The sequence below is a fragment of the Enterococcus sp. DIV0682 genome (genome assembly GCF_051712685.1).
GTDB lineage: Bacteria > Bacillota > Bacilli > Lactobacillales > Enterococcaceae > Enterococcus > Enterococcus faecalis.
Window position 1 is genome coordinate 2,646,972 of record NZ_JBIOPK010000001.1, and the last position, 19,412, is coordinate 2,666,383.

The window sequence follows — 19,412 nt, forward strand, 5'->3', positions numbered from 1 at the left end:
TGACTTGGTTAGGTCAGTAAAAAACACGCGACAGTTTTAAGAAATGTCGCGTGTTTTTTACTGAGTTTATTTTAAATAATTAGGCGCTGCCAATTCATTCTCAATGACTTGATTAGGAATCACAAATTCAGGGGTGCCCATATAGTAAGGCGCAATCTCTCCTTGAGAAAACACAATCACTAATTGGTGTTTTTCATTGATATAGAAAGGTTGGTCCTTTTTAATTTTTTTGAAGGGTTGAACATCACTGGGGGCATCCTCTTTTTCGGACCAGTATATTTTATTGCTATCGTTCTTCATTTGGTCTGCTATTTGTTGTTTAATTTCACTACTAATGACATCAATGTAAAAATCATTTTTAAAAATTAAGGGGAGTGAAACGACAACATTGGCTCGTTTGTCGATGGTGTCATATTTCGTTGTCGTCGCAGAACTGCCTTTAATTTCTGTGAAGGTTCGCTTGACCACTAGGAAGCGACGGTCGTCCACAACTTTTTCATAATCTCCAGTGACTGAAACACGAGAACCATCAAACAATTGCCCTTTGACTTGTTGAAATTCTGTTTGGGCTTCTTTCAAGTATTTTTTGTTGAGCGTGTCGGCTACTGAAGATTCTTGGGATGTTTGGATTTTAGGGACATCGATGTTTACTTCACTTTCCTGTTTTTTCGCTGTCAACGTTTTGATGGTGACTAATTGAACAATTTTATCTAACACAGGAATGTTGCGGGCTGCTTCACTAAAACCTGGAAACAAATTGACTGATAAGACAAAGCCACAAGCCACTACTAGACTACTTTGCAGTGAGCGGTTTCTAAAACGAAGCCAGGTGTACCGCTTTTTCTCTTTATGAAAACGCGCTTTGACTTCCGCTTGTAGATCCGTTGGCAACGGTTGTTGGCGGTATTCTTTTGAAAAGTTTTTAACAACACTTTTTACAAAATCTTCCATTATTTTTTCGCTTCCTTTCTTTTACTAATTCAATAGACTTCGGAGTTCATTCAAACTGCGGTACATCTTCGTTTTAATCGTGTTTTCGTTAATATCCAGGATCAAAGCGATTTCTTTTAGCGTAAATCCTTCAAAAAATTTTAATAGAATAATTTCACGATTGGGACTATCTAATTGATTAATAATTTCTTCAATTTCTAAAAAACTGCGTTGGGGATTATTTAAAAGGGCTAACACATGTTCATCTTTTTCAATATGAACAGCTTCTCGTTTCTTTTTACGCCAATAATCTGTCGCTACAGAAAGCAGAATTCGAAAGAACCACGCGTCAAAATCATTAATATCGGGTCCTTTTTGGATGGCCTTCAGTGCCTTTTCAAAGCTTTCTTGAATCACATCCAAGGCATCTTCTTTCGAATGTGTATAGTTAAAGGCAATGCGATACATTTTTTCATATTTGGTATCCACAAGCGTTTCTAACGCGCGAATTTGTTTTTTTCTTTTCCAACCATCGAAAACCATCGATTTCTGGAACCTCCTTTCCTGTACACTTATATAGACGAATCACAAGCATAAAAAGTTTCAACTTTTTTATTATTTTTAATTTTTATATTCTAAAAGAAAAAGCGTGGTACAAAAATCACTTTGGATTTTTGCTTCACGCTCAAAATCTGATAAACGGCGGGAACAGAACCAGCTCCTTCGGAAATAAGCCGAAATTATCCAAAAATTAAAGAACAATTTCCGGAAATTTCTTCTTATTTCTCGGAGCTAAGCGGTGCTGTCCCGACCTTGTTTTCTTCTCCCGAGTGCGGTCTTAGTGCACTCAGCGTTTTAATAAAATGCGACCAATCAACAGGACGTGGTGGCGCTAGCCAAATAATTTGGGTAATCTCAGGCCAATCGACAAAATGAATATCCGATAAAATTAATTGTACACTTTCATCTACATGTGCTTTGAAAATGATATTCCATTCCGTAATTTTTTCAATATTTTTTTGTATCATACGATTATAGGCTTCACCAAAGGAAAAGTCGACACACAATGTAATCGGAGCCAAAACTTTTTTCAATGGTAACGCATCCACCATTAACAACAGATACCGATAAAATAAAAACTGTCTGGCATCCCAAACAGCGGGATTCGTTTTTTGTTCTTGAATAAATTGTCGACTAGCAGAAAAATACTCTGTATACGTTTCTGCAAAGTAGGTTATATCCATTTTGCGATAACTATAGTTTGCTTCTATTGGAAAATGGAACAATTTAAAATGTACGATTGTTACTTTTTGTTCAAAACCTTGCAGGACTTCCTCGGAAAGCTGAAATTGTATTTTTAAATAGCTTAACAAGTCACGATTCAATTGTTGAATTTCTGCAAATCTTTGGCAAAGTGCTGCAGAAGCTACTTGAAGCCACTCTTCAGCAATTAAAAATAAGAGTAAATAATTGCCTTCGTTTGTTCGTTGTGGTTCTGGGACTTGAAGACTCTCTAACCAATTGAAAACATTCTGCTGATTGTCACCGGCTAATTGTTTTAACACTTGCGAATCTACTTTTTTCTCTACATAAAACTGTTGCTGCGTTCGTACTAAAGAAACCGCCAAAAAATGAAAACATTTAGCTTGTGCATAGCCCGCACGCTGATTAAGATGAACCTTCTCAGAAAAAAATAGCTCAAAGTTCCGAATCTGCTCTAAAACTTTTTTACCGTACAATGAAAAATCACGTTGGTATAATTGTAAAAAAACCAGTGTTGTTACTTCGCGTAAATTGGTTTCATTTCCCACCAAGTGAAATTCTTTATTAATTGTAATTTGATAATTTTCCAGCATTTTCTTTAATTCCTTGAACTCCTTATAAGCCAATGTGTGACTAACAAAGTGTTCTAAAGCAAACTCATTTACAGAATCAAAACGCTGAAAAAAGAAATCTTGAAACATAGCAAAACGTAACGACTCTTTAATATAGCAATCAATCAAAGTAGCGGAAGTTTCCGTTCCTGATTCATTAAGCGTTAAGAAAATACCATCGCTCACAATTTGAAAATCCTCTGATAAACCAAATTCAATAAAATCGGCATTTAATTCAGCGACCGTTTTGTTCACGATAAATTCAGATAATTCTAACTCCTGCATTACGGTTTCTTTTGACTCTGTTAACATCGGTGCATTTTCCAGTAACTGAAATAAGGCGATTTTTCTTTTATCCACTTTATTTAAAAACATCATCAATATCATAGACTTCTCTCACATCCATTTTTTTCCCATACAATCCATTTCCTGAAAGAAAGTACCCAACCGCTGCTAAATAGCTTTCAGATTCTTCATCGCCGCCTGCACCAAGTCCGTTAGGAAAGACAAAATCTTTATTCACTTGTAGGGGATGAGCCGTTGTTTCTTTTGTTTGTTTCTTTTTTTCTTTTGACATTGCCGGTTTCTCCACAGGTTTGTCTTTTTTCTTGGGTGAAGGCTTTTTTTCTTCAGAAGGAACCGTTGTTTTTTGATCTTCCGGAGGGGTCGGCGCAGGTTGTTCCGGTTCTGACTTTTCCTGAGGGGTGATTGATTCTGGTTTTGGTTGAATTTCTTCCGTTGGTTCTAAGGGATTATAAATAGGTGTCGCCAATGTTTGAATTGGTTCTATTTCGACAGCCGTAAAAATTAGCAAAGAACTAAATAAAAAAAGATACTTTTTTCTCATGGCTTCTCACTCTCTCTACCTCTACTTTATGGGAAGCAATTCCTTGTAAAAGTACCTTTACTTTTACAAGGAAAACCCTTTTTGTCAATAGATAGCCCTTTTTATTACTCAGATTGTTGTTCTTCCTCTTTTTTCTTTTTACGATACAAGAAGAAAATCAATAAGAGCAGCGCTAGAATGATTAATGCAATCAGTAGATACAACCACCAATTGGTTCCTTTAATGGTTACGTCTTTTTCATTTAATTCTTTAGCGACGTCCCCAGAAATAGTAAATTCTTTTGTAAATTCCCATTTGTACAGGTACCGTTCTTCACCATTGGCGCCTTTGACTTGATAGGTGCCCTTTTCATCTTTTACACCATAGGCTGTTGATTTCAAGACATATTTCCCTGGCGTTAATCGTTCCCCTTTTAAAGAAATTGGGTAACTAAAGTTAGAGTTTGGCGCCACTTGCATATCCTCAGTATCGGATTGGTAAAGCGTTTCGCCTCCTTTTGAAACAGTGTTGATTAAATGTAATTGGTTTAAGTAGGCCGCTTGTGGGTTTTGTAAAGAAACATTGATGACGTTTCGCGCGTTGACTTGGCCTGGTTTAACCCCTAGTAATTTTAAATCTGGTTGAACCTTTGTCTCATTTTGCTGAAGAATAATAGCCACAACATAGGAGTATTCATTATTAATAGCTAACCCTTTTGATTGATCCGCAGAAGTCGTGGTTTCTTTCTTTTTCTCTTTGAGTGTTATACCGCCAGCCATCACGCCATCAAAAGAATCTTTAGGCATCGTGATGGTTAAAGGTAAGGTCTTTTGGGAATGCTTCGGCAAGATGATTTCTTTCGGTGCTTCCACATAATCTTTTAAGTTAAAGCGTAAAGTTTTGTCAGGTTTGATCCCGTTTTGGCCATATTCTACTACGCCATTTAAATTTGTTGTCGCTGAGTTCACCGTATTTTCAATGGTAATGTCTTCATCTGTATCATTGCGTAACTGAATTTCTACGGTTTGTTTGGCACCAGGCGCCATTTTTAAGTCAAAGTAGGTTTTTGATTTATCCGCTTGATTTTCGGGAATTGTTGGTGTGACCGCAAAATTAAATTCAGAAGCGTGCGCCTCCACGCCAATCCAGCCAAATAACATACAAGCGATTACCGTTGCATATACTTTCCATCTGTTCATATTCATTCTCCTATGTCTGTCATTCTTTGTTGTATTATAAGCACCAAAAGACCGAAAGATAAGCCAAAAAATTTTTGACTTATATCCCGATCTTGCGTGTATGCTGTCGTTCTTAGTTTCCTGTGTTAGCAGGTGTATCTGTCAAAGTCCAAGTAAAAGTTGTCGTGTATTTTTTCGCATATTTTGTGGTTGAACCAGGTACTTCTAATGAAATACTTGTTTTAGCGGCATCTACACTATCGCCCCAGCTCATTAAGTACGTACCCGCACCTTCTTTATCGCCAGCAGCCATGACCACTGATTCAGCCCCAGTTGGGTTTAATTCAATCGTAGCTGGCGCTGTCGTTGGTTTTGCAGATTGTGAAGCTGAAACCACGCGTCCGTTGCTTAAAGTTACTTTGGCCGCTGTTAGTTCTTGGTTGGCTTCAGTTTTGAATTGACCATTTTGTTTTACTTTTAACGTCCAACCTGTCTCAGTCCCACGATTATCTGAGACTTGAACAAAGTTTGGGCCTTCTTGGTCGGCACCAGCGTTATCTTTGTATTTTTGTGTTTCTGCATAGTAGGTCATATTTTTTGAGGTAATCGTTTGTTCCCCAAAAGATAAACTAGATGCATAGTCAATGGATAACGGACCTGCTGTCCCTGGCTTAGGCCCTGTCGGATCAGTTGGATCAACTGGCGTAATTGGTTTATCCGGGTCTGGATTCGTCGGATCAACTGGATTCGTTGGGTTCGTATTTGGTGCAAATTGAATCGCTCCGTTTGTTTGGTATTCACCACCGTCGACTGCTAATGCACTCATTGGTACAAGTGCTAGTGCGCCTAAAGTTGTGGTTGCCATCAATGTCATTACTTTTGTCTTTTTCATTTATTTCCCTCCATTATTTACTGGTACATCTGAAAGTAGCCAAGTCAATGTTGTTTTATATTGTACTGCATCCTTAGGGGTTTTCCCGGGAACAGTTAGTGAGATTGCCCGTGTGATTGTGGCATTTACTTGCTGTCCTTGTTGATTTTTTTCGGTCACTTTTTCTGCTTGCCCCCACAGCGTGATCCACGTTCCGGCGCCGGTCTTTTCTGGGGCTTGCATGACAACAGTTTCTGCGCCTGCAGCATCCAATTGAATGTTTGCGGTAGCAGTTGGCGGCAATACGTCCGTCGCATTTGAGCGCACACTGGGCTCAGTAAAGGCGACGGTGGCGCCTGTTAATTCTTTGTGTAATGTTTCTGCATTACGAAATTGACCATTTTGTTTCACTTTTAAAACCCAGCCAGCATTGGTTCCCCGTAAATCACTTACTTGTACATAATTAGCAGTTGCCAATTCACTTGCTGAACCATCTGGATTTTTATAGGTTTGCGCTCTGGCAAAATACGTTTGATCCTTATTCGATATCTCATTACTCCCAAAATCCAAACTTGAGGCATAATCGATGGAAAGCGGCCCAGGGGTACCTGGATTAGGTCCATCAGGATTCGTTGGATCGACTGGTCGAACTGGTTTTTCTGGATCGGGATTTTCTGGATTTACTGGATCCGTCCCATCTGTGCTTGGGGTAAAAACAATCGACTGTTCGCTATCAAAAACGACCGTCGCCGCTTCAGCAGGAACAGTGGCGCCAAGCAACATTGTTCCGAATAACAAGGAGTAGACGACTGTTTTTTTCATTTACTTAGCCTCCAACATTCGTTGGTACAGATTTCAATGTCCATGTTAAGGTCGTACGATATTCTTTTGCTAATTTAATCGCTTTACCTGGGACATTTAATTTCACGGCAGTAGCACCTTCTGTCGCATCTTTCCCAAAACGATAGACCCAAGTCCCCATTCCTTTGCCATCTTCTGCTTTGACTAATTCTACTTCTGTTCCAGGAACAAAGGTATGTGCTGCTGTTGGTGTTGGCGCGTATGCGGCATCAACAATCGATGTCACACCTGCATTGGCAATCGACAAAGCGGCCCCAACTAATTCTTCATTTTGGGCTGTTTTGAATTGCGCATTTTGTACAGCGCTTAACGTCCAGCCTTCTTGTGTCCCACGTTTATCCGTTACCTGAACATAGTTGGGACCTGTTGTTCCATCTTTAAATGTTTGAATTTGTGCGTAATAATCTTTCGTATCGGAAGTGATTTTTTGGGCGCCAAATTGAAAGCTTGAAGCATAGTCAATTGATAAGGGGCCTGCAGTCCCTGGTTTTGGTCCAGTTGGGTCAGTTGGATCTTCTGGTTCAACTTTTTCATCTGGATTGGTTGGGTTAACTGGCTTCGTTGGATCTGTATCTGGTTCAAATGTAATGGCGCCATTACTTGTATAGTTCACGTTAATATCTTCCGCAAATGCTTGTTGTGTCGCTAGGACACCGCTAAATCCTACAATCCCTACTACTGCTAATACTGTTTTTTTCATCTTCTTTTCTCCTTTTAATAAATAATATGCCTATAGTGATAAGGCTGATTCCCAAATAAATAAATGGTCCTTGATTGGTGGTACCTGTCGCTGGTAATCTTCCTTGTCGCGACCCATATACGCCAGAAGAAAGGACGGATGAAGCGCCTCCGTCAGCTGGCTTGGTGGGTTCGGTCGTTGTGGAAGAATTACTAGTCGCTGTTGTCGACTCTTCTGTGGGATATTCATACGTTCCATAAAAGGAGACAACACCACTATTTTCATAAGCTGCTTCCCCAAACGCAGTGTCTGAATGACAGAAGCTGAAAAGACCTAAAAAACAACTAAGCAAAAGGTATTTTTTCATCTCACTTCTCTCCTCCTTGTTATGGCGCCATAACTAATGACCATGACAATGTCCCTTTGAATTCGCCAACTTTTTGTTTCTCGACTGGCACAGATAGTTTAATTCCCCGTTGGTTTGCCGCACCCCAACCTTGGTTAATTGTATAACTACCTGAACCTGAGCCTTCATTTTCTGTAACAACCGTGTCTCCTTTATTGAGTAAAAATTCTCCTTTGTCTGTAACCAATGACAAATCTTCCAATTGATCTGTGCCGTTCGTTAAGGGATTCGTTACCTGAACATTCAGTTTCCAAGGCGTACTTTCTGTCCCGCGTGTGTCTTGAACGACTAAATCATCTGAAAGAGTTGGCCAGTAAACTTCTGGCTTGGCAGAAATTTTTTGTTTGCCAAAATCAATTGTTTTAGGTACTTTTTCTAACGTTAATTCACCTGAAATAGACACATTGACTTTTTTATTTAACGTTTCACCAGCTTCTGTAAATTGATAATTGGCTGGCACCGTTTTGGCTAATTCTTCTGGTTTCGCTTGCTGAACGGCTTGGAAGGTTGCGGCATCAAGACTTGGTGTTTGATTGGCCCGACCATCTGCGAAAATCACCGTTGCTTGTGTCCATTGTGCCAACTCGTCTGAATTCGTTAAGCCATTTGCTTCTTTTAATTTCAAATGCGCACTTGTCGCATACAAAGCAAACGAACGATCTTTGGCAAGGACACTTTCATTTTTCACAACAACTAAATGAACCGTTTTGTTTTGCAAATTATCTCCTGACGTCCCTGCTTCTAATTGAATATCATGTGTCCGCGATACAGTTTTTTCTGCTAACGGCGCTTGAATTTGTGGTAAATCCGTCTCTTTTAATGAGGTTTTGAAAAACGGCCGACCTTTTGCGCCAAGCATTTCTATTACTTTATCAACAGTCGTTAGTTGCGCTGCCTCATCTTCTGTGACAATCACCGATTGCCCTGAAAGTTCCACTTTATTTGAAAATTGAACTTTCACCTGATAACTGTAGTTCATATTCGTCGCTTTCCATGAAAGCGGGGTGGTATCTTTCTGCTCTGGAATTTGCTCTATCGCGCTCCCAACTTCACTAGATTTAACCGTTCCTTGGTGCAACCAAGAACCTGTTACTTCGTCAGGAAGGAAGCTTAGGGTTGGTGTTAAAGCACTTGAGGTCGGAATCATCAAACGTCCTTTTTGAACTTTTTGTCCAGCTACTTCGGTGCCCCACGCTTGTAAGGTTAACGGCGCATTGCCAGCTTTGACCTCTTTTACATCATGAGAAATAGTACCTGCACCTGCCACAATCCCAGGCGTTTCCACTTCGTAATCGATGATGGAGCCAGGAATTGCTATTCCATAGCCATTGGCGCCCTTGGTCACATCGTTATCGCCAATAAATGTTTTTCCAGTCGCTTTTTCAATCCCATGAAACGTTGTTGGCGTAAGTTTTGTAGCATTATTGACCGTTGGATTAATCGTCAAGACCTGATAGGCTTTGACATTTCCAAACCAAGTCCCTGTGCTATCCACCAAAGCAGTTGTATCTGTCGTTGGTTTAATCCATAAAAGTTCATCTTTTGTTGGATCGACAGCTTCAAAATCCGCAATGTTTACTTTACCTGTACCAGGAATTGTTTCTAATGTTGCATGATCCTGAACCGTTAGTTTGCTAGCTGAAATTAAATTGGCTGTGTTGGTGATTCCAATTCCAGCGTTTTTAGATAGATGAATTGATCCGAATTCATTGTAAGTCGTACTATGATTCGCGGCAGTAGCAGAAACGCCATTTTTGATGTTCCCACCATTAGCCATTAATTTAATGCCATTGGTGACATTTAATTCCGTAAAGTTGACAACGCCTAAGCCTGTCGCATTTAGTGGTTCTGTTTGATAGTTATTGGTGCCGTCAACGTTAGTCCCAAAGTTAAAGGCCACTTTATTTGAACTAGCATTCACAATTGCATTAGTAAAATTATCTGTTGATGAACCACCGGATAAACCGTTAATACTAACTGCACCTTGAACATTTGCGGTAACATCACGTAAGATTTTTCCGCCACTGATATTGGAATACTGTGTCGCATATAAATTTCCAATACTAGAACCCGCTGCTTGAATATTCATTGTAATCTTGCCGTTCTTGGTATACGCAGCATTGGTTCCACCATCACCGTAAATGCTGGCCCCATTTAAAGATTCCACACCTGTTTTAGTGAAAATATTTAAAGTAATTGTGTTTGATTCATCCGTTCCTAGTGTCGTATTTTGACCATAGGGCCGACCACCAGTAATGTAGGTATTACCAGGCAACTTAAACTCTCCGTTGTAATTTCTTAAATCAATTAAGAGTTTGGCATTTCCAAGAAGTGAGCCCGCATTGGTAATCCCACCTGAAAAACCGTTCGCGCCTGTCCGAGGAGTTCCTGAGAAATTTCCTCCGTAGATGCGATTGTCTGAATTACCAGTAATTGTATGGCCACCGCTTGCTCCATAAGAAGCGCCCATCGAAGCATTAATTACTCCTTCATAAACCGTTACACCGACATTCCCAACATTTTTGGCATCATTCCAGCCACCGCCTGAAAGAAACCAATCGACTTGACCATTATTAACGATTGTTTGACCGTTTCCATAAACTCGAGCTGCTTGATAGCCTGTTCCTTCTAATGTGTCAGCAATCCCGCCATTCAATGTGTTAGAAGTATTGCCTTCAACGACACCTGAAAAAGAGCCACCATATGTCCAGCGAGCAATGGTATTATTTAAAACAGTCTTAGTATCTCCTTTTATATAGATATCCCAAGTATCATTACTAGCAGGATAGCCGCCGCCACCAACAATATCCCAACCTGAATTATTACCACGACTTTTATTGGTCGTTGAATAATCTAAGCTTGTCGGTTTTGCGCCTGAATAAGCCATACCATCGCCACCTAAAGACCCATCACCATTCGCTGTTCCCACTTCAATTGTTGTATTTCCTTCGATATAACCGCCGCGGCCAGCTGCAGTTGAGTAAATTGCACCATTATTAAACGAACCGCTGACTAATTTAGAAGAAATATTTCCGAGAACTTTAAAAGCTGCTGCCGATTTGGCTAATTCTGCTCTTTGCTGTGGTGTATAAGCATCATACGTTGCTTCATTTGAGGCCCCAATTTGACTCTTGTTAAATTTCGAAACATTGTTACCAGCACCGCCGTTAAAATCATTAATACCACCAGCGGTATTCGTTCCTGCTGTAACCACATTCGTAATATCTCCGATGATCGTTCCAGAATATTGGTTGCCTCCTTCAAAATCTGCACGACCCGCACTATACAACTGTGTATTTAAATTTGTAGTAATTCCATCAGTCACACGATTCGTTCCTATATCGCCGCGGGAAGAGCCACCAATAAAACGTTGTCCCGCTGTATACCAACGGCCATATCCAGAAATATCGTTTGTTACTTTTCCACCAATATTTCCGTATTGAACACCGCCATAATACGTACTTAGTTGGAAACCTGTAGCAGCATTCGTAATTGCAACCTTTGTTGAGACGTTACCAGTAACATTCGCTGTGTTGGTTGCGTTGGTTCCATAACCGCCCCCATAAATTGAAGCAATTCTGCCACCAGAATCATTGACAACCAATGAAGTATTCCCAGTCACTGTCCCAATATTGGCGCCCCCACTTAATGTATTTAGTCCGCTCCGTGTATTGTTAATAACAATCGTAGGATTTCCAGCTAAATTACCACCATTTTGGTTTCCGCCATAGAAATTCCATGTCCCTGTACCTGTACTATTTACTGTTAAAGTTGGGTTTCCTGAAACATCTCCTGTATCCGTTCCACCGTATACGGTCAGACCGTTTCCACTAGAGCCACCATTCAAGTTCAAACTGTAACCATTTAAATACATATTCGTACCTGTATAGTTTAGATTTCTCAAAGTGATGTTTGAGCCAAAAAAGATATTTTGATTAAATCCTAACGTCTTAGAACCCGTTGGCGCCGTTTGATCCATACTAATCGGATCCGCACTGTTTCCAGTAATCACTAAATGATTGACCTTGCCTTGCAAGGCGTAAAAAGTCATATTACTTGCCGTAACGGTGTCAGGAATCACTTTAGCGGTGGTCGCCGCACTCGTCGTAATATTGTTTCCTATATAAAGAGTGAAATCGCCATTGTTTCCCTGTTGATACAAATCAAACAAGGCTTCTTTCAAGCCAGCCTCTGTCGATGCATATTCTTTGTACGCTGCTCCATCTCCTGCAGGACTTGGCACAACAATCACTTTTGTTTTATCTGCAGGGGCAATTGTGTCCGCAATGGACTGATCAACTGAGATAGCTCTGGCCATGCGTGTCAGTTTCTGTTTAAAGACAGCCGTAAGTTGTGTATCTTCTGAAAACTCTAATTGAAGAAGTTCTTCATTTGTATATGTTTTTCCTTGGTAAGACCAGCCAACGAAAGTCGCATTTTCCTCACTATTCGCCCATTTTGGTAATTCTTCTGTCCGAAGTGGCTGATTTTTTTCTTTTACCACTTGATAACTTTTGGCATCATTTAGAAACAAAGCTTGATCCGTTGTTTCAAAGGTCAAGGTGATTTGCTTCTGCTCTTCGCTTGGTTTTGTTTCTGTGGAAGAGGTGGTTACTTTTTCTGTGATAGCACTAGATTCCGTCATTGATGACTGTTCTGTAGAATGTGCGCTGCTTTCTTTTGTTGCTTCACTTGTACTGGTTTCTGCTGTTTTTGGCTGTGTCTGCGTACGTTCCGTTTGTTGCTCCCCTTCAATCGCCCACGCTGAAACAGATAAAAATGGTTGTACAAGTAAACAAGTTGCCAATAAAACAGCGATTTTCTTTTTCATTAACTTCATCACTCCTCCCTCGAAGTAAACTTTCCACAACCAACCTATGGCTCAAGTATACGAAGTTTTCTTCTGATTTTTTTAAAGATATTTTCTTAATTTCAAAAAAAAAATTTATTTTTTAATTTTCTTTTTGTTAACTAAACGAATTTTTTGCTGTTTTTGTAAGATAAAAATGTTAATTTGTTCACAAAAATAACAAAAACGTTATTTTTAACATTAAAATTAACAAACGAGTTCGTAGTATAGCACGGATTTTTTCTCATGTAAACATCATTAAATAAACATTTTTGTTTAATTTATACATATTTCTCAGCTAAAAAAATGACAAAAATAAATAAACAGAGGCCTTAGAAATATTTCTAAGGCCTCTGTTTATTTATACGTATTCACAAACTGGACTGTTTCTTGGTAACATTGTTTAGCTTCTTTTGTTTGATAGTCGAATTGATATTCGTGGGTGATTGTTGCTTTCTTATCTTTGAAAAAGAGAGTTGAAACTGGAACATTTAAAGTTTTTAACCGCTGAACCAAGGCTAGTCCTTGATCTTGGAATGAAAAACTATTGCCATCTGTTAGATACGTCGGGGGAAATTCTTTGGTGACTTTATCCACTAAACTCACTTCTTGCAGTTCTGCACTCGTCTGCCAGTCTTTAGTGCCGAGCAAGGACCAAGCCACTGTTTTAACGAAAAATTTCATAAAACGATTATCACTTTGTTGGTTGGCCATTTGTTTCAAATCCACCGGACCACAATACGAGAGTGTGCCTTTTAAATGGCTAGCCGGCAACGCTGCAGTCATCCCTAGTTCTTTGGCATAGTTGGCATTGGTTTGAACTGTTGCATATTGTAGAGCAATCTGTGCACCCGCACTGTCCCCGCCAATAAAAAGCTTAGATAAATCTAACATGGGATATGCTTGTTTCTTTTCTAATAAAAATTGAACAAGTTCATTGACCTGCTGGAGCTGGCTTGGATAAGGTGCGTCTGGTGCTAATTCATAATTCATTGAAATAAAGGCAACTGAGGAATCAGCCACTAAACGTGTCGCAAATTCTTTCATCCCAGACTTATCTCCTCCCACATAGCCACCACCATGGACCCATAAAACGACTGGTACCGCTTGTTTTGACGTTTGGGGATAATACAAATCAAAGGTATTCTTTTTTCTTGAAGAAGGGTATGTTTGATTTTCTTGCAATTGAACATTGGGCAATGCTTTATCATAGGAAGCTGAATCTTTTATTTCAACTTCGCCTGCGAATAACTGGTTGATGACCCAAGCGCCTGGCTTAGGAGATAATTGAAAGGCGAGAAACACACCTAAGCAAATAACCACAATGATTCCTAACAACCAAAGGATAAAACGTACGATTTTTCTTTTCACTCTATTCACCTGCTTTAATTTGTAGCAAAATTATAGCATGTTTTTTAGCCAAAGCGTTTATTTTGAAACAGCTTTTTTAGAATTTGATGTACTTTTATCATTTGAAATGCCCTCTTAAAAGCTGTAAAATGAACAAAATGACTTTAACCTTTAGGAGGTTGCCAAATGAAAGCTCTGATTTCCATTGATTATACAAATGATTTTGTCGCCACAGACGGAAAACTAACCACTGGTGCCGCTGGACAAGCTATTGAAACGGCCCTTGTTCAACAAACAAAGCACTATTTTGACAATGGCGATTTTGTGGTTTTTGCCATTGATGGGCATGACCCCCTAGATCGCTATCATCCTGAAAATAAACTTTTCCCGCCCCACAATGTCTTAGGAACTGACGGGCGTAATCTGTTTGGCTCGCTAGCTGATTTTTATCAAGCTCACAAAAATGAGGCAACCGTTTATTGGATGGACAAACGGCACTATTCTGCTTTTAGTGGCACGGATTTGGACATTCGGTTACGAGAACGAGGAATTACAGAGCTTTGTTTAACTGGTGTTTGTACAGATATTTGCGTGTTGCATACGGCTGTTGATGCCTATAATTTAGGCTATCAATTAATGATTCCTGAACGCGCCGTTGCTAGTTTTGATGAACAAGGACACGAATGGGCGTTACGCCACTTTAAACAAACTTTAGGAGCAACCATTCTATAAAAAGACTGGTCAATCCTTCCATGCGCCCTATCTATACTCAAAAAATCCTGTAAACAACACAAAAGCCAACCTTACTATGGATAAGGTTGGCTTTTTTACACTCATTTTAACTCCGAGCCTGCGGATTAGTGATAACTAGCATTCACAGAATAAGCAGAGACTGCTAGCTGATAGAAATTAGCTACTCATAAAAAAGTGGGATTCCTCACTTTTTTATAGACCAATGACCGTTGCAAAGAAAGGAACTACTAAAACAGTAACTACGCCAACCACTACGACAGAAATACTAGCCATAGCAGCCTCTGTTTCACCCATTTCCATGCCAACTGCCACACCTAGGGCATGTCCGGCCGCACCTAAAGCTAAACCTTTGGCGATTGGATTGTTAATCTTAAACCATTTCAATGCAATTCGACCCAAGGCATAGGTTAGTACACCATTGAAGATTACGGTAAACGCCGTAATAGAAGCAATGCCGCCAACAGTTTGAGAAATAGGTACGGCAATCGCTGTTGTAGCAGCTTGTGGTAAGATTGAGGCCACTAAATGATTATCCATGCCAATCACTTTTCCTGCAAAATAAACAGCCACTAGCGAACCAAAAGAACCAATTGTTAACGCCGTTAAAATTTCTAACCAATATTTTTTCAACACGTCTCTCTTTTTATATAAAGGAATCGCAAACGCTACTGTCGCAGGCTCTAGAAAGAAGCTGATATATTTGCCACCTTCATTGTATTGCTCGTAACTAATTCCTGTTACTTTTAAAACGACAACGCCTAAAATCATCGCAACGAATAATGGCGTAAATAAGAAGAAACCTTTGCTTTTTTTAAACAACCAAGTACCTATGCCAAATACAGCTAATGAAATAATAATGCCAACATACGGATTCATGCGCGAACCTCTCCTTTCGCTTTCTTCGTTGCTGCGGGTTCTTTTTCTTTTCGAGCATCTTTCATATGCAATAAAAAGGCGCCCGTCCAACCAGTCGTTGCTAGTAACGCTAGTGTCGCTACTAAAATAACAAAAACAATTTGAACGCCAAATTGTTGCATAATCCCTAAAGAGTTAACTAAGGAAATCCCTGAAGGAACAAATAAAAATGTAATAACCGTTGATAAGCTATTACCTAGCCCTTCCACTTGCTCCAATTTAACAACTTTTGTACATAAACCAATGAACAATAACACCATGCCAATTACTGAAGCAGGCATTGGTATTGGGGAAATGAACGCCAAGCCGTTGGCGATTAACATAATAATGGCAAAAACTGCTGCTTGTTGTAAAAATGAATATACTTTCTTTTCCATTCTTCTTCGCTCCCTTTTCTCTGTTTTCTATGGGTTAAGTATATAAAGAAAACGTTTTTTTAAGGGCTTTTTTTCATGAAATGCCAGAATTTCTTCACCAAATGCAAAAATCACCACTTGAAATGCATTCGACATTTCAAGTGGTGATTTTTTAACTTAAGCCAAGTTTTTCTTTAAATTCTTTGACGTATGAACGGCTAACAGGTACTTTTGAGCCGTTGGTTAAAATTACTTGCAACGTGTTATTAAACCACGGCTGGATTTCTTGAATTTTTGTTCGATTCAAGATGAAACTTCGATGCGTTTTAATAAAGAGCGTGGCAGGTAATTTCTGTTCGATACTGTTGAGGGTCCCTGTCATCTTGTAGACCTGTTGATCCACAAAAATGCTCAGTTGCCGTTCTTCGACAGAAACGAGGTAAATATCTTCTGGCGCCACAAGATAAATGCGGTCTTCCCCTTGAATAGGTATTGCTTCAGATTTCGGTCCTTTTTCAGCAGTGTTTTCTGGGACAGCTTGAGCCATTTCTTTCGATGCTTTTTCAATGACTTGTGTTATTTTTTCTTCTTCAAAAGGTTTCAAAATATAATCTTTTGCATTCACTTGAAAGGCCTTTAACGCATATTGATCATAGGCGGTTGCAAAGACCAAGTAGGGCGCTTTTTTAAGATGGGTTAATTTTTCCGCTAAATCAAACCCGCTTTCATCGGTCAAATGAATATCTAAAAATAACAAATCTGGCTTTTGATCCATCATCTCTTCCATTGCCTCCGCCACAGAATCCGCTTCTGCAACGCTCATCACTTGCGGATGTTGGGAAACAAGATAACTCAATTCTTCTCGTGCTAAGGGTTCATCATCAACGATTAATACGTGCATCTAATTCCTCCTGTTCCATCGGGATTTCTAAATGAACATGGCTCCCGCCTGTCTCTAAATTTTCAATTAAAAAACAACCTTCTGATCCATAAAGGTTCGCCATTCTGCGGGACAAGTTTTCCAGTGCCGTGCCGGTGCCTTTTTCCGAAGTCACTGTCGTCTTTCCTAATAACAAGCGGCGTTCTTCAGGAATCCCTTGCCCATTGTCATACACATCCACATGTAATTTATGTTGTTTTGCTTTGACCACTACCCGAACTTGATTGTTCTCCTTCCGGCTGCCAAATGCATGCTTGATGGTATTTTCCACTAACACCTGAATCGCATACGGCGGTACTTTTTCTGAAGCAACCGCTTCTTCCACGTCAAATGTTACTTGATAACGATTCGGAAACCGTGCTTGTTCTAATGACAAATAGGCTTTTACTTGTTCTAGTTCTTGTGAAACTGGGATCGTAGTTTGCACGGCTCCCTGTAAGTTGCCTCGAAAGTATTTACTTAATTGGAGCAATAGTTTCCGCGCTTTTTCACTGTCTTTCCGCATTAATGCGGAAATAGTATTGATGGCATTAAAGAAGAAATGCGGGTTCACTTGCGCTTGCAAGGATTTAATTTCAGCTTCTTTAAGTAATTTTGATTGTACTTCCGCTTCCCCTAATTCAATTTGTGAAGAAAAAATTGTCCCAAGACCTTCTGCTAACTGTTCCTCGACATGCGTTAACTGCGCTGGATCCGTAAAGTACATTTTTAAGGTGCCAACAATTTGCTGATGGGAAAATAATGGAATCACAATCGCCGCTTGCAACGGACAATTAGGGTCCGAACAACCAACTTCTTCTTTGGCATGTGCGATGGTCATTCGGCCCGTCCGTAACACTTCCCGAGAAAGCTCTGTAATGACTTCTAGCTCTGGAATATGATGGTCGCTTCCTGCGCCAACATGAGCTAAAATTTGATGACTGTTTGTCATGCTAATCGCACTGACTTTTGTATAATGCTTAATAATCTCCGCAACTTTTTTGCTGGAATTTTTATTGAGTCCTTCTCGAAAATATGGCAGTGTTTCCGCTGCTAATTCCAAAACATCGTGCGTCTGAACCGCTTTGGCCTGCTCTTCTTGTTTCAATGTCGTCGTTAGAATCGACATAAAAATGAACGTTCCTACGCTATTTAACAAAATCATCGGCAGCGCAATAAAACGAACCAACGTGGCTCCATCCGATAGATCACCGCTGAAAAAGAAAATAAACATCATCTGAATCATTTCCATGCACGCTCCGACAATGGCAGAAAAGCCGGCAGACGGAAAAACGGTTTGCTTTGCCATGCGGCTCCCTAAAAAACCAGCAATTAAGCCAACAATTAAAGAAGCAGGCACATAAAAGAAACTATGCCCCCCGCCTTGAATAACCCGATGAAAGCCAGCAATTAAACCAACCGTACTGCCGACAATCGGACCACCCACTAATCCAGAAACGCCAATTACTAACGTACGCGTATTCGCAATGGAAGCATTGCTGCTTAAATAGGTTAGTAAATTATTGGGAACAATCTGATTCTTAGCGATTTCGATACCTGTAAAATTAGAAATAATAGCAAATAAACCAAAAATCAAAATCAACTGAACTTTTGAAGACATTTTTTCACGACTTAATAAAACACGCTTAAAATAAGGCACATTCACTAAAAGAAAGGCCAGTAAAATAATTAAGCCCACCCGTTCCATCATTAAAATAAATAATTCGACCACACCGGCACCTCCTTCCTATTAACTATACTATAAATCAAAGAAAAGAAAAAAATGAAGCTTCTCAAAAAAGAGGCTTCATTTTTTCTATTCATTAAAACGCAGGAATATTAGCGCCTTTAGAATTTTTCTTGATGTATTCAGCAACTTCTTTTGTTGTCATCGCTTCTTTTAAAACCTTGATTTTTTCGCTATCTTTTTCGCCTTTACGTGTCACAACTTGCAATGCGTAATGTTTACTTGCTTCTTCATCTTCTAACAAAATCGCATCTTTCGTTGTTAAACCAGCAGGTTCTAAGTAGGCTGGGTAGCAGAACACCATAGCGATGTCTTTTTCATCATAGGCTTTAGCTAAATTCAGTAAATCAATGCTTTCAAAAGTAATGTTTTTAGGATTTTCCACGACATCTGCCACCGTGCCGTTAAAGCCGACACCTTCTTTTAATTTAATCACGCCGTTTGCATTTAAAATTGCTAAAGCACGACCTTCATTGGTTGGATCGCTAGGAATCCCCACTTTGGCATTTTCAGGTAAATCTTTCGCATCTTGGTATTCTTTTGAATAGAAACCACCAGCAAAATAATAAATCGGTTGAACAGCCACTAAATCAGCTTTTTTCTCTTTGTTAAACATTTCCATAAATGGTTCATGTTGGGCAAAATTGGCATCCGCTTCGTCATGTTGCACGGCATCATTGTAGGCAACATTGTCGCTCACTTCCATAATGTTAATTTTGTACCCTTTTTTCTCAGCTTCTTTCTTGGCAATTTCCAAGATATCTTTTGAAGATTCCAATTGCACGGCAACGGTAATCTCCTTGTCTTCTTTCTGATCTGCTTGTTTATTTCCCCCACAGGCAGCTAAAATAACTGTTGCAATAACAGCGAATGTTGCTAAATAAAACTTCTTCATTCT

General features: G+C 39.6%; 17 protein-coding genes. 1 reads left to right on the plus strand and 16 read right to left on the minus strand.

Features of this window, described 5'->3' with window-relative positions; genetic code table 11:
* Window positions 1-66 precede the first annotated feature (66 nt).
* From IGK96_RS12815 to IGK96_RS12865, 11 genes are all read right to left on the minus strand, one after another.
* A complete protein-coding gene (locus IGK96_RS12815) occupies window positions 67-951 on the minus strand; it encodes an RsiV family protein (RefSeq protein ID WP_010776191.1) in 885 nt (294 codons plus the stop codon).
* A 24-nt stretch (window positions 952-975) separates the two neighbouring features.
* The gene (locus IGK96_RS12820; RefSeq protein WP_002372752.1) at window positions 976-1,473 is read right to left on the minus strand and encodes an RNA polymerase sigma factor; all 498 of its coding nucleotides are present in this window, start codon (window positions 1,471-1,473) and stop codon (window positions 976-978) included.
* 236 nt (window positions 1,474-1,709) lie between these two features.
* Window positions 1,710-3,191, minus strand: coding sequence for a helix-turn-helix domain-containing protein (locus tag IGK96_RS12825; protein WP_002354844.1), 1,482 nt, complete (start codon window positions 3,189-3,191; stop codon window positions 1,710-1,712).
* Window positions 3,166-3,651 carry a hypothetical protein gene (locus tag IGK96_RS12830; protein ID WP_002354843.1) on the minus strand — a complete coding sequence of 162 codons (486 nt, stop codon included), beginning with the start codon at window positions 3,649-3,651 and terminating at the stop codon, window positions 3,166-3,168. The genes IGK96_RS12825 and IGK96_RS12830 overlap by 26 nt, the downstream gene beginning before the upstream one ends.
* Window positions 3,652-3,755: 104 nt before the next feature.
* Window positions 3,756-4,835, minus strand: coding sequence for a DUF916 and DUF3324 domain-containing protein (locus tag IGK96_RS12835; protein WP_162780858.1), 1,080 nt, complete (start codon window positions 4,833-4,835; stop codon window positions 3,756-3,758).
* Between the two features lie 106 nt (window positions 4,836-4,941).
* Window positions 4,942-5,700: a WxL domain-containing protein gene (locus tag IGK96_RS12840; RefSeq protein WP_002383195.1), complete on the minus strand. Its 759-nt coding sequence runs from the start codon at window positions 5,698-5,700 to the stop codon at window positions 4,942-4,944.
* Window positions 5,701-6,501: a WxL domain-containing protein gene (locus tag IGK96_RS12845; RefSeq protein WP_002385162.1), complete on the minus strand. Its 801-nt coding sequence runs from the start codon at window positions 6,499-6,501 to the stop codon at window positions 5,701-5,703.
* A 4-nt stretch (window positions 6,502-6,505) separates the two neighbouring features.
* Window positions 6,506-7,240, minus strand: a complete 735-nt coding sequence (locus tag IGK96_RS12850) for a WxL domain-containing protein (RefSeq protein WP_002354838.1) — start codon at window positions 7,238-7,240, stop codon at window positions 6,506-6,508.
* Complete coding sequence (locus IGK96_RS12855; RefSeq protein WP_010713699.1) at window positions 7,197-7,586, minus strand: LPXTG cell wall anchor domain-containing protein; 390 nt, start codon at window positions 7,584-7,586, stop codon at window positions 7,197-7,199. The genes IGK96_RS12850 and IGK96_RS12855 overlap by 44 nt, the downstream gene beginning before the upstream one ends.
* 19 nt (window positions 7,587-7,605) lie before the next feature.
* The gene (locus tag IGK96_RS12860; RefSeq protein WP_161975127.1) at window positions 7,606-12,465 is read right to left on the minus strand and encodes a hypothetical protein; all 4,860 of its coding nucleotides are present in this window, start codon (window positions 12,463-12,465) and stop codon (window positions 7,606-7,608) included.
* Window positions 12,466-12,831: 366 nt separating this feature from the next.
* Window positions 12,832-13,845 (minus strand): alpha/beta hydrolase, encoded by a 1,014-nt coding sequence (locus IGK96_RS12865; protein ID WP_010776194.1) that lies wholly within the window; start codon window positions 13,843-13,845, stop codon window positions 12,832-12,834.
* 165 nt (window positions 13,846-14,010) lie between these two features.
* Here IGK96_RS12865 and IGK96_RS12870 point away from each other — a divergent pair, with 165 nt between their 5' ends.
* Window positions 14,011-14,556, plus strand: coding sequence for a cysteine hydrolase family protein (locus IGK96_RS12870; RefSeq protein WP_002389413.1), 546 nt, complete (start codon window positions 14,011-14,013; stop codon window positions 14,554-14,556).
* 213 nt (window positions 14,557-14,769) lie between these two features.
* On the opposite strand, the gene lrgB is transcribed toward IGK96_RS12870, so the two are convergent.
* From lrgB to IGK96_RS12895, 5 genes are all read right to left on the minus strand, one after another.
* Window positions 14,770-15,453, minus strand: a complete 684-nt coding sequence (gene lrgB / locus IGK96_RS12875) for an antiholin-like protein LrgB (RefSeq protein WP_002354830.1) — start codon at window positions 15,451-15,453, stop codon at window positions 14,770-14,772.
* The gene (gene lrgA / locus IGK96_RS12880; protein WP_002354829.1) at window positions 15,450-15,869 is read right to left on the minus strand and encodes an antiholin-like murein hydrolase modulator LrgA; all 420 of its coding nucleotides are present in this window, start codon (window positions 15,867-15,869) and stop codon (window positions 15,450-15,452) included. The genes lrgB and lrgA overlap by 4 nt, the downstream gene beginning before the upstream one ends.
* A 151-nt stretch (window positions 15,870-16,020) precedes the next feature.
* Complete coding sequence (locus tag IGK96_RS12885) at window positions 16,021-16,749, minus strand: LytR/AlgR family response regulator transcription factor (RefSeq protein WP_049095874.1); 729 nt, start codon at window positions 16,747-16,749, stop codon at window positions 16,021-16,023.
* Complete coding sequence (locus IGK96_RS12890; protein WP_010706971.1) at window positions 16,730-18,499, minus strand: sensor histidine kinase; 1,770 nt, start codon at window positions 18,497-18,499, stop codon at window positions 16,730-16,732. Before IGK96_RS12890 ends, IGK96_RS12885 begins: the two co-directional genes overlap by 20 nt.
* Window positions 18,500-18,590: 91 nt before the next feature.
* The gene (locus IGK96_RS12895) at window positions 18,591-19,409 is read right to left on the minus strand and encodes a MetQ/NlpA family ABC transporter substrate-binding protein (RefSeq protein ID WP_002375473.1); all 819 of its coding nucleotides are present in this window, start codon (window positions 19,407-19,409) and stop codon (window positions 18,591-18,593) included.
* Between the last annotated feature and the right edge of the window lie 3 nt (window positions 19,410-19,412).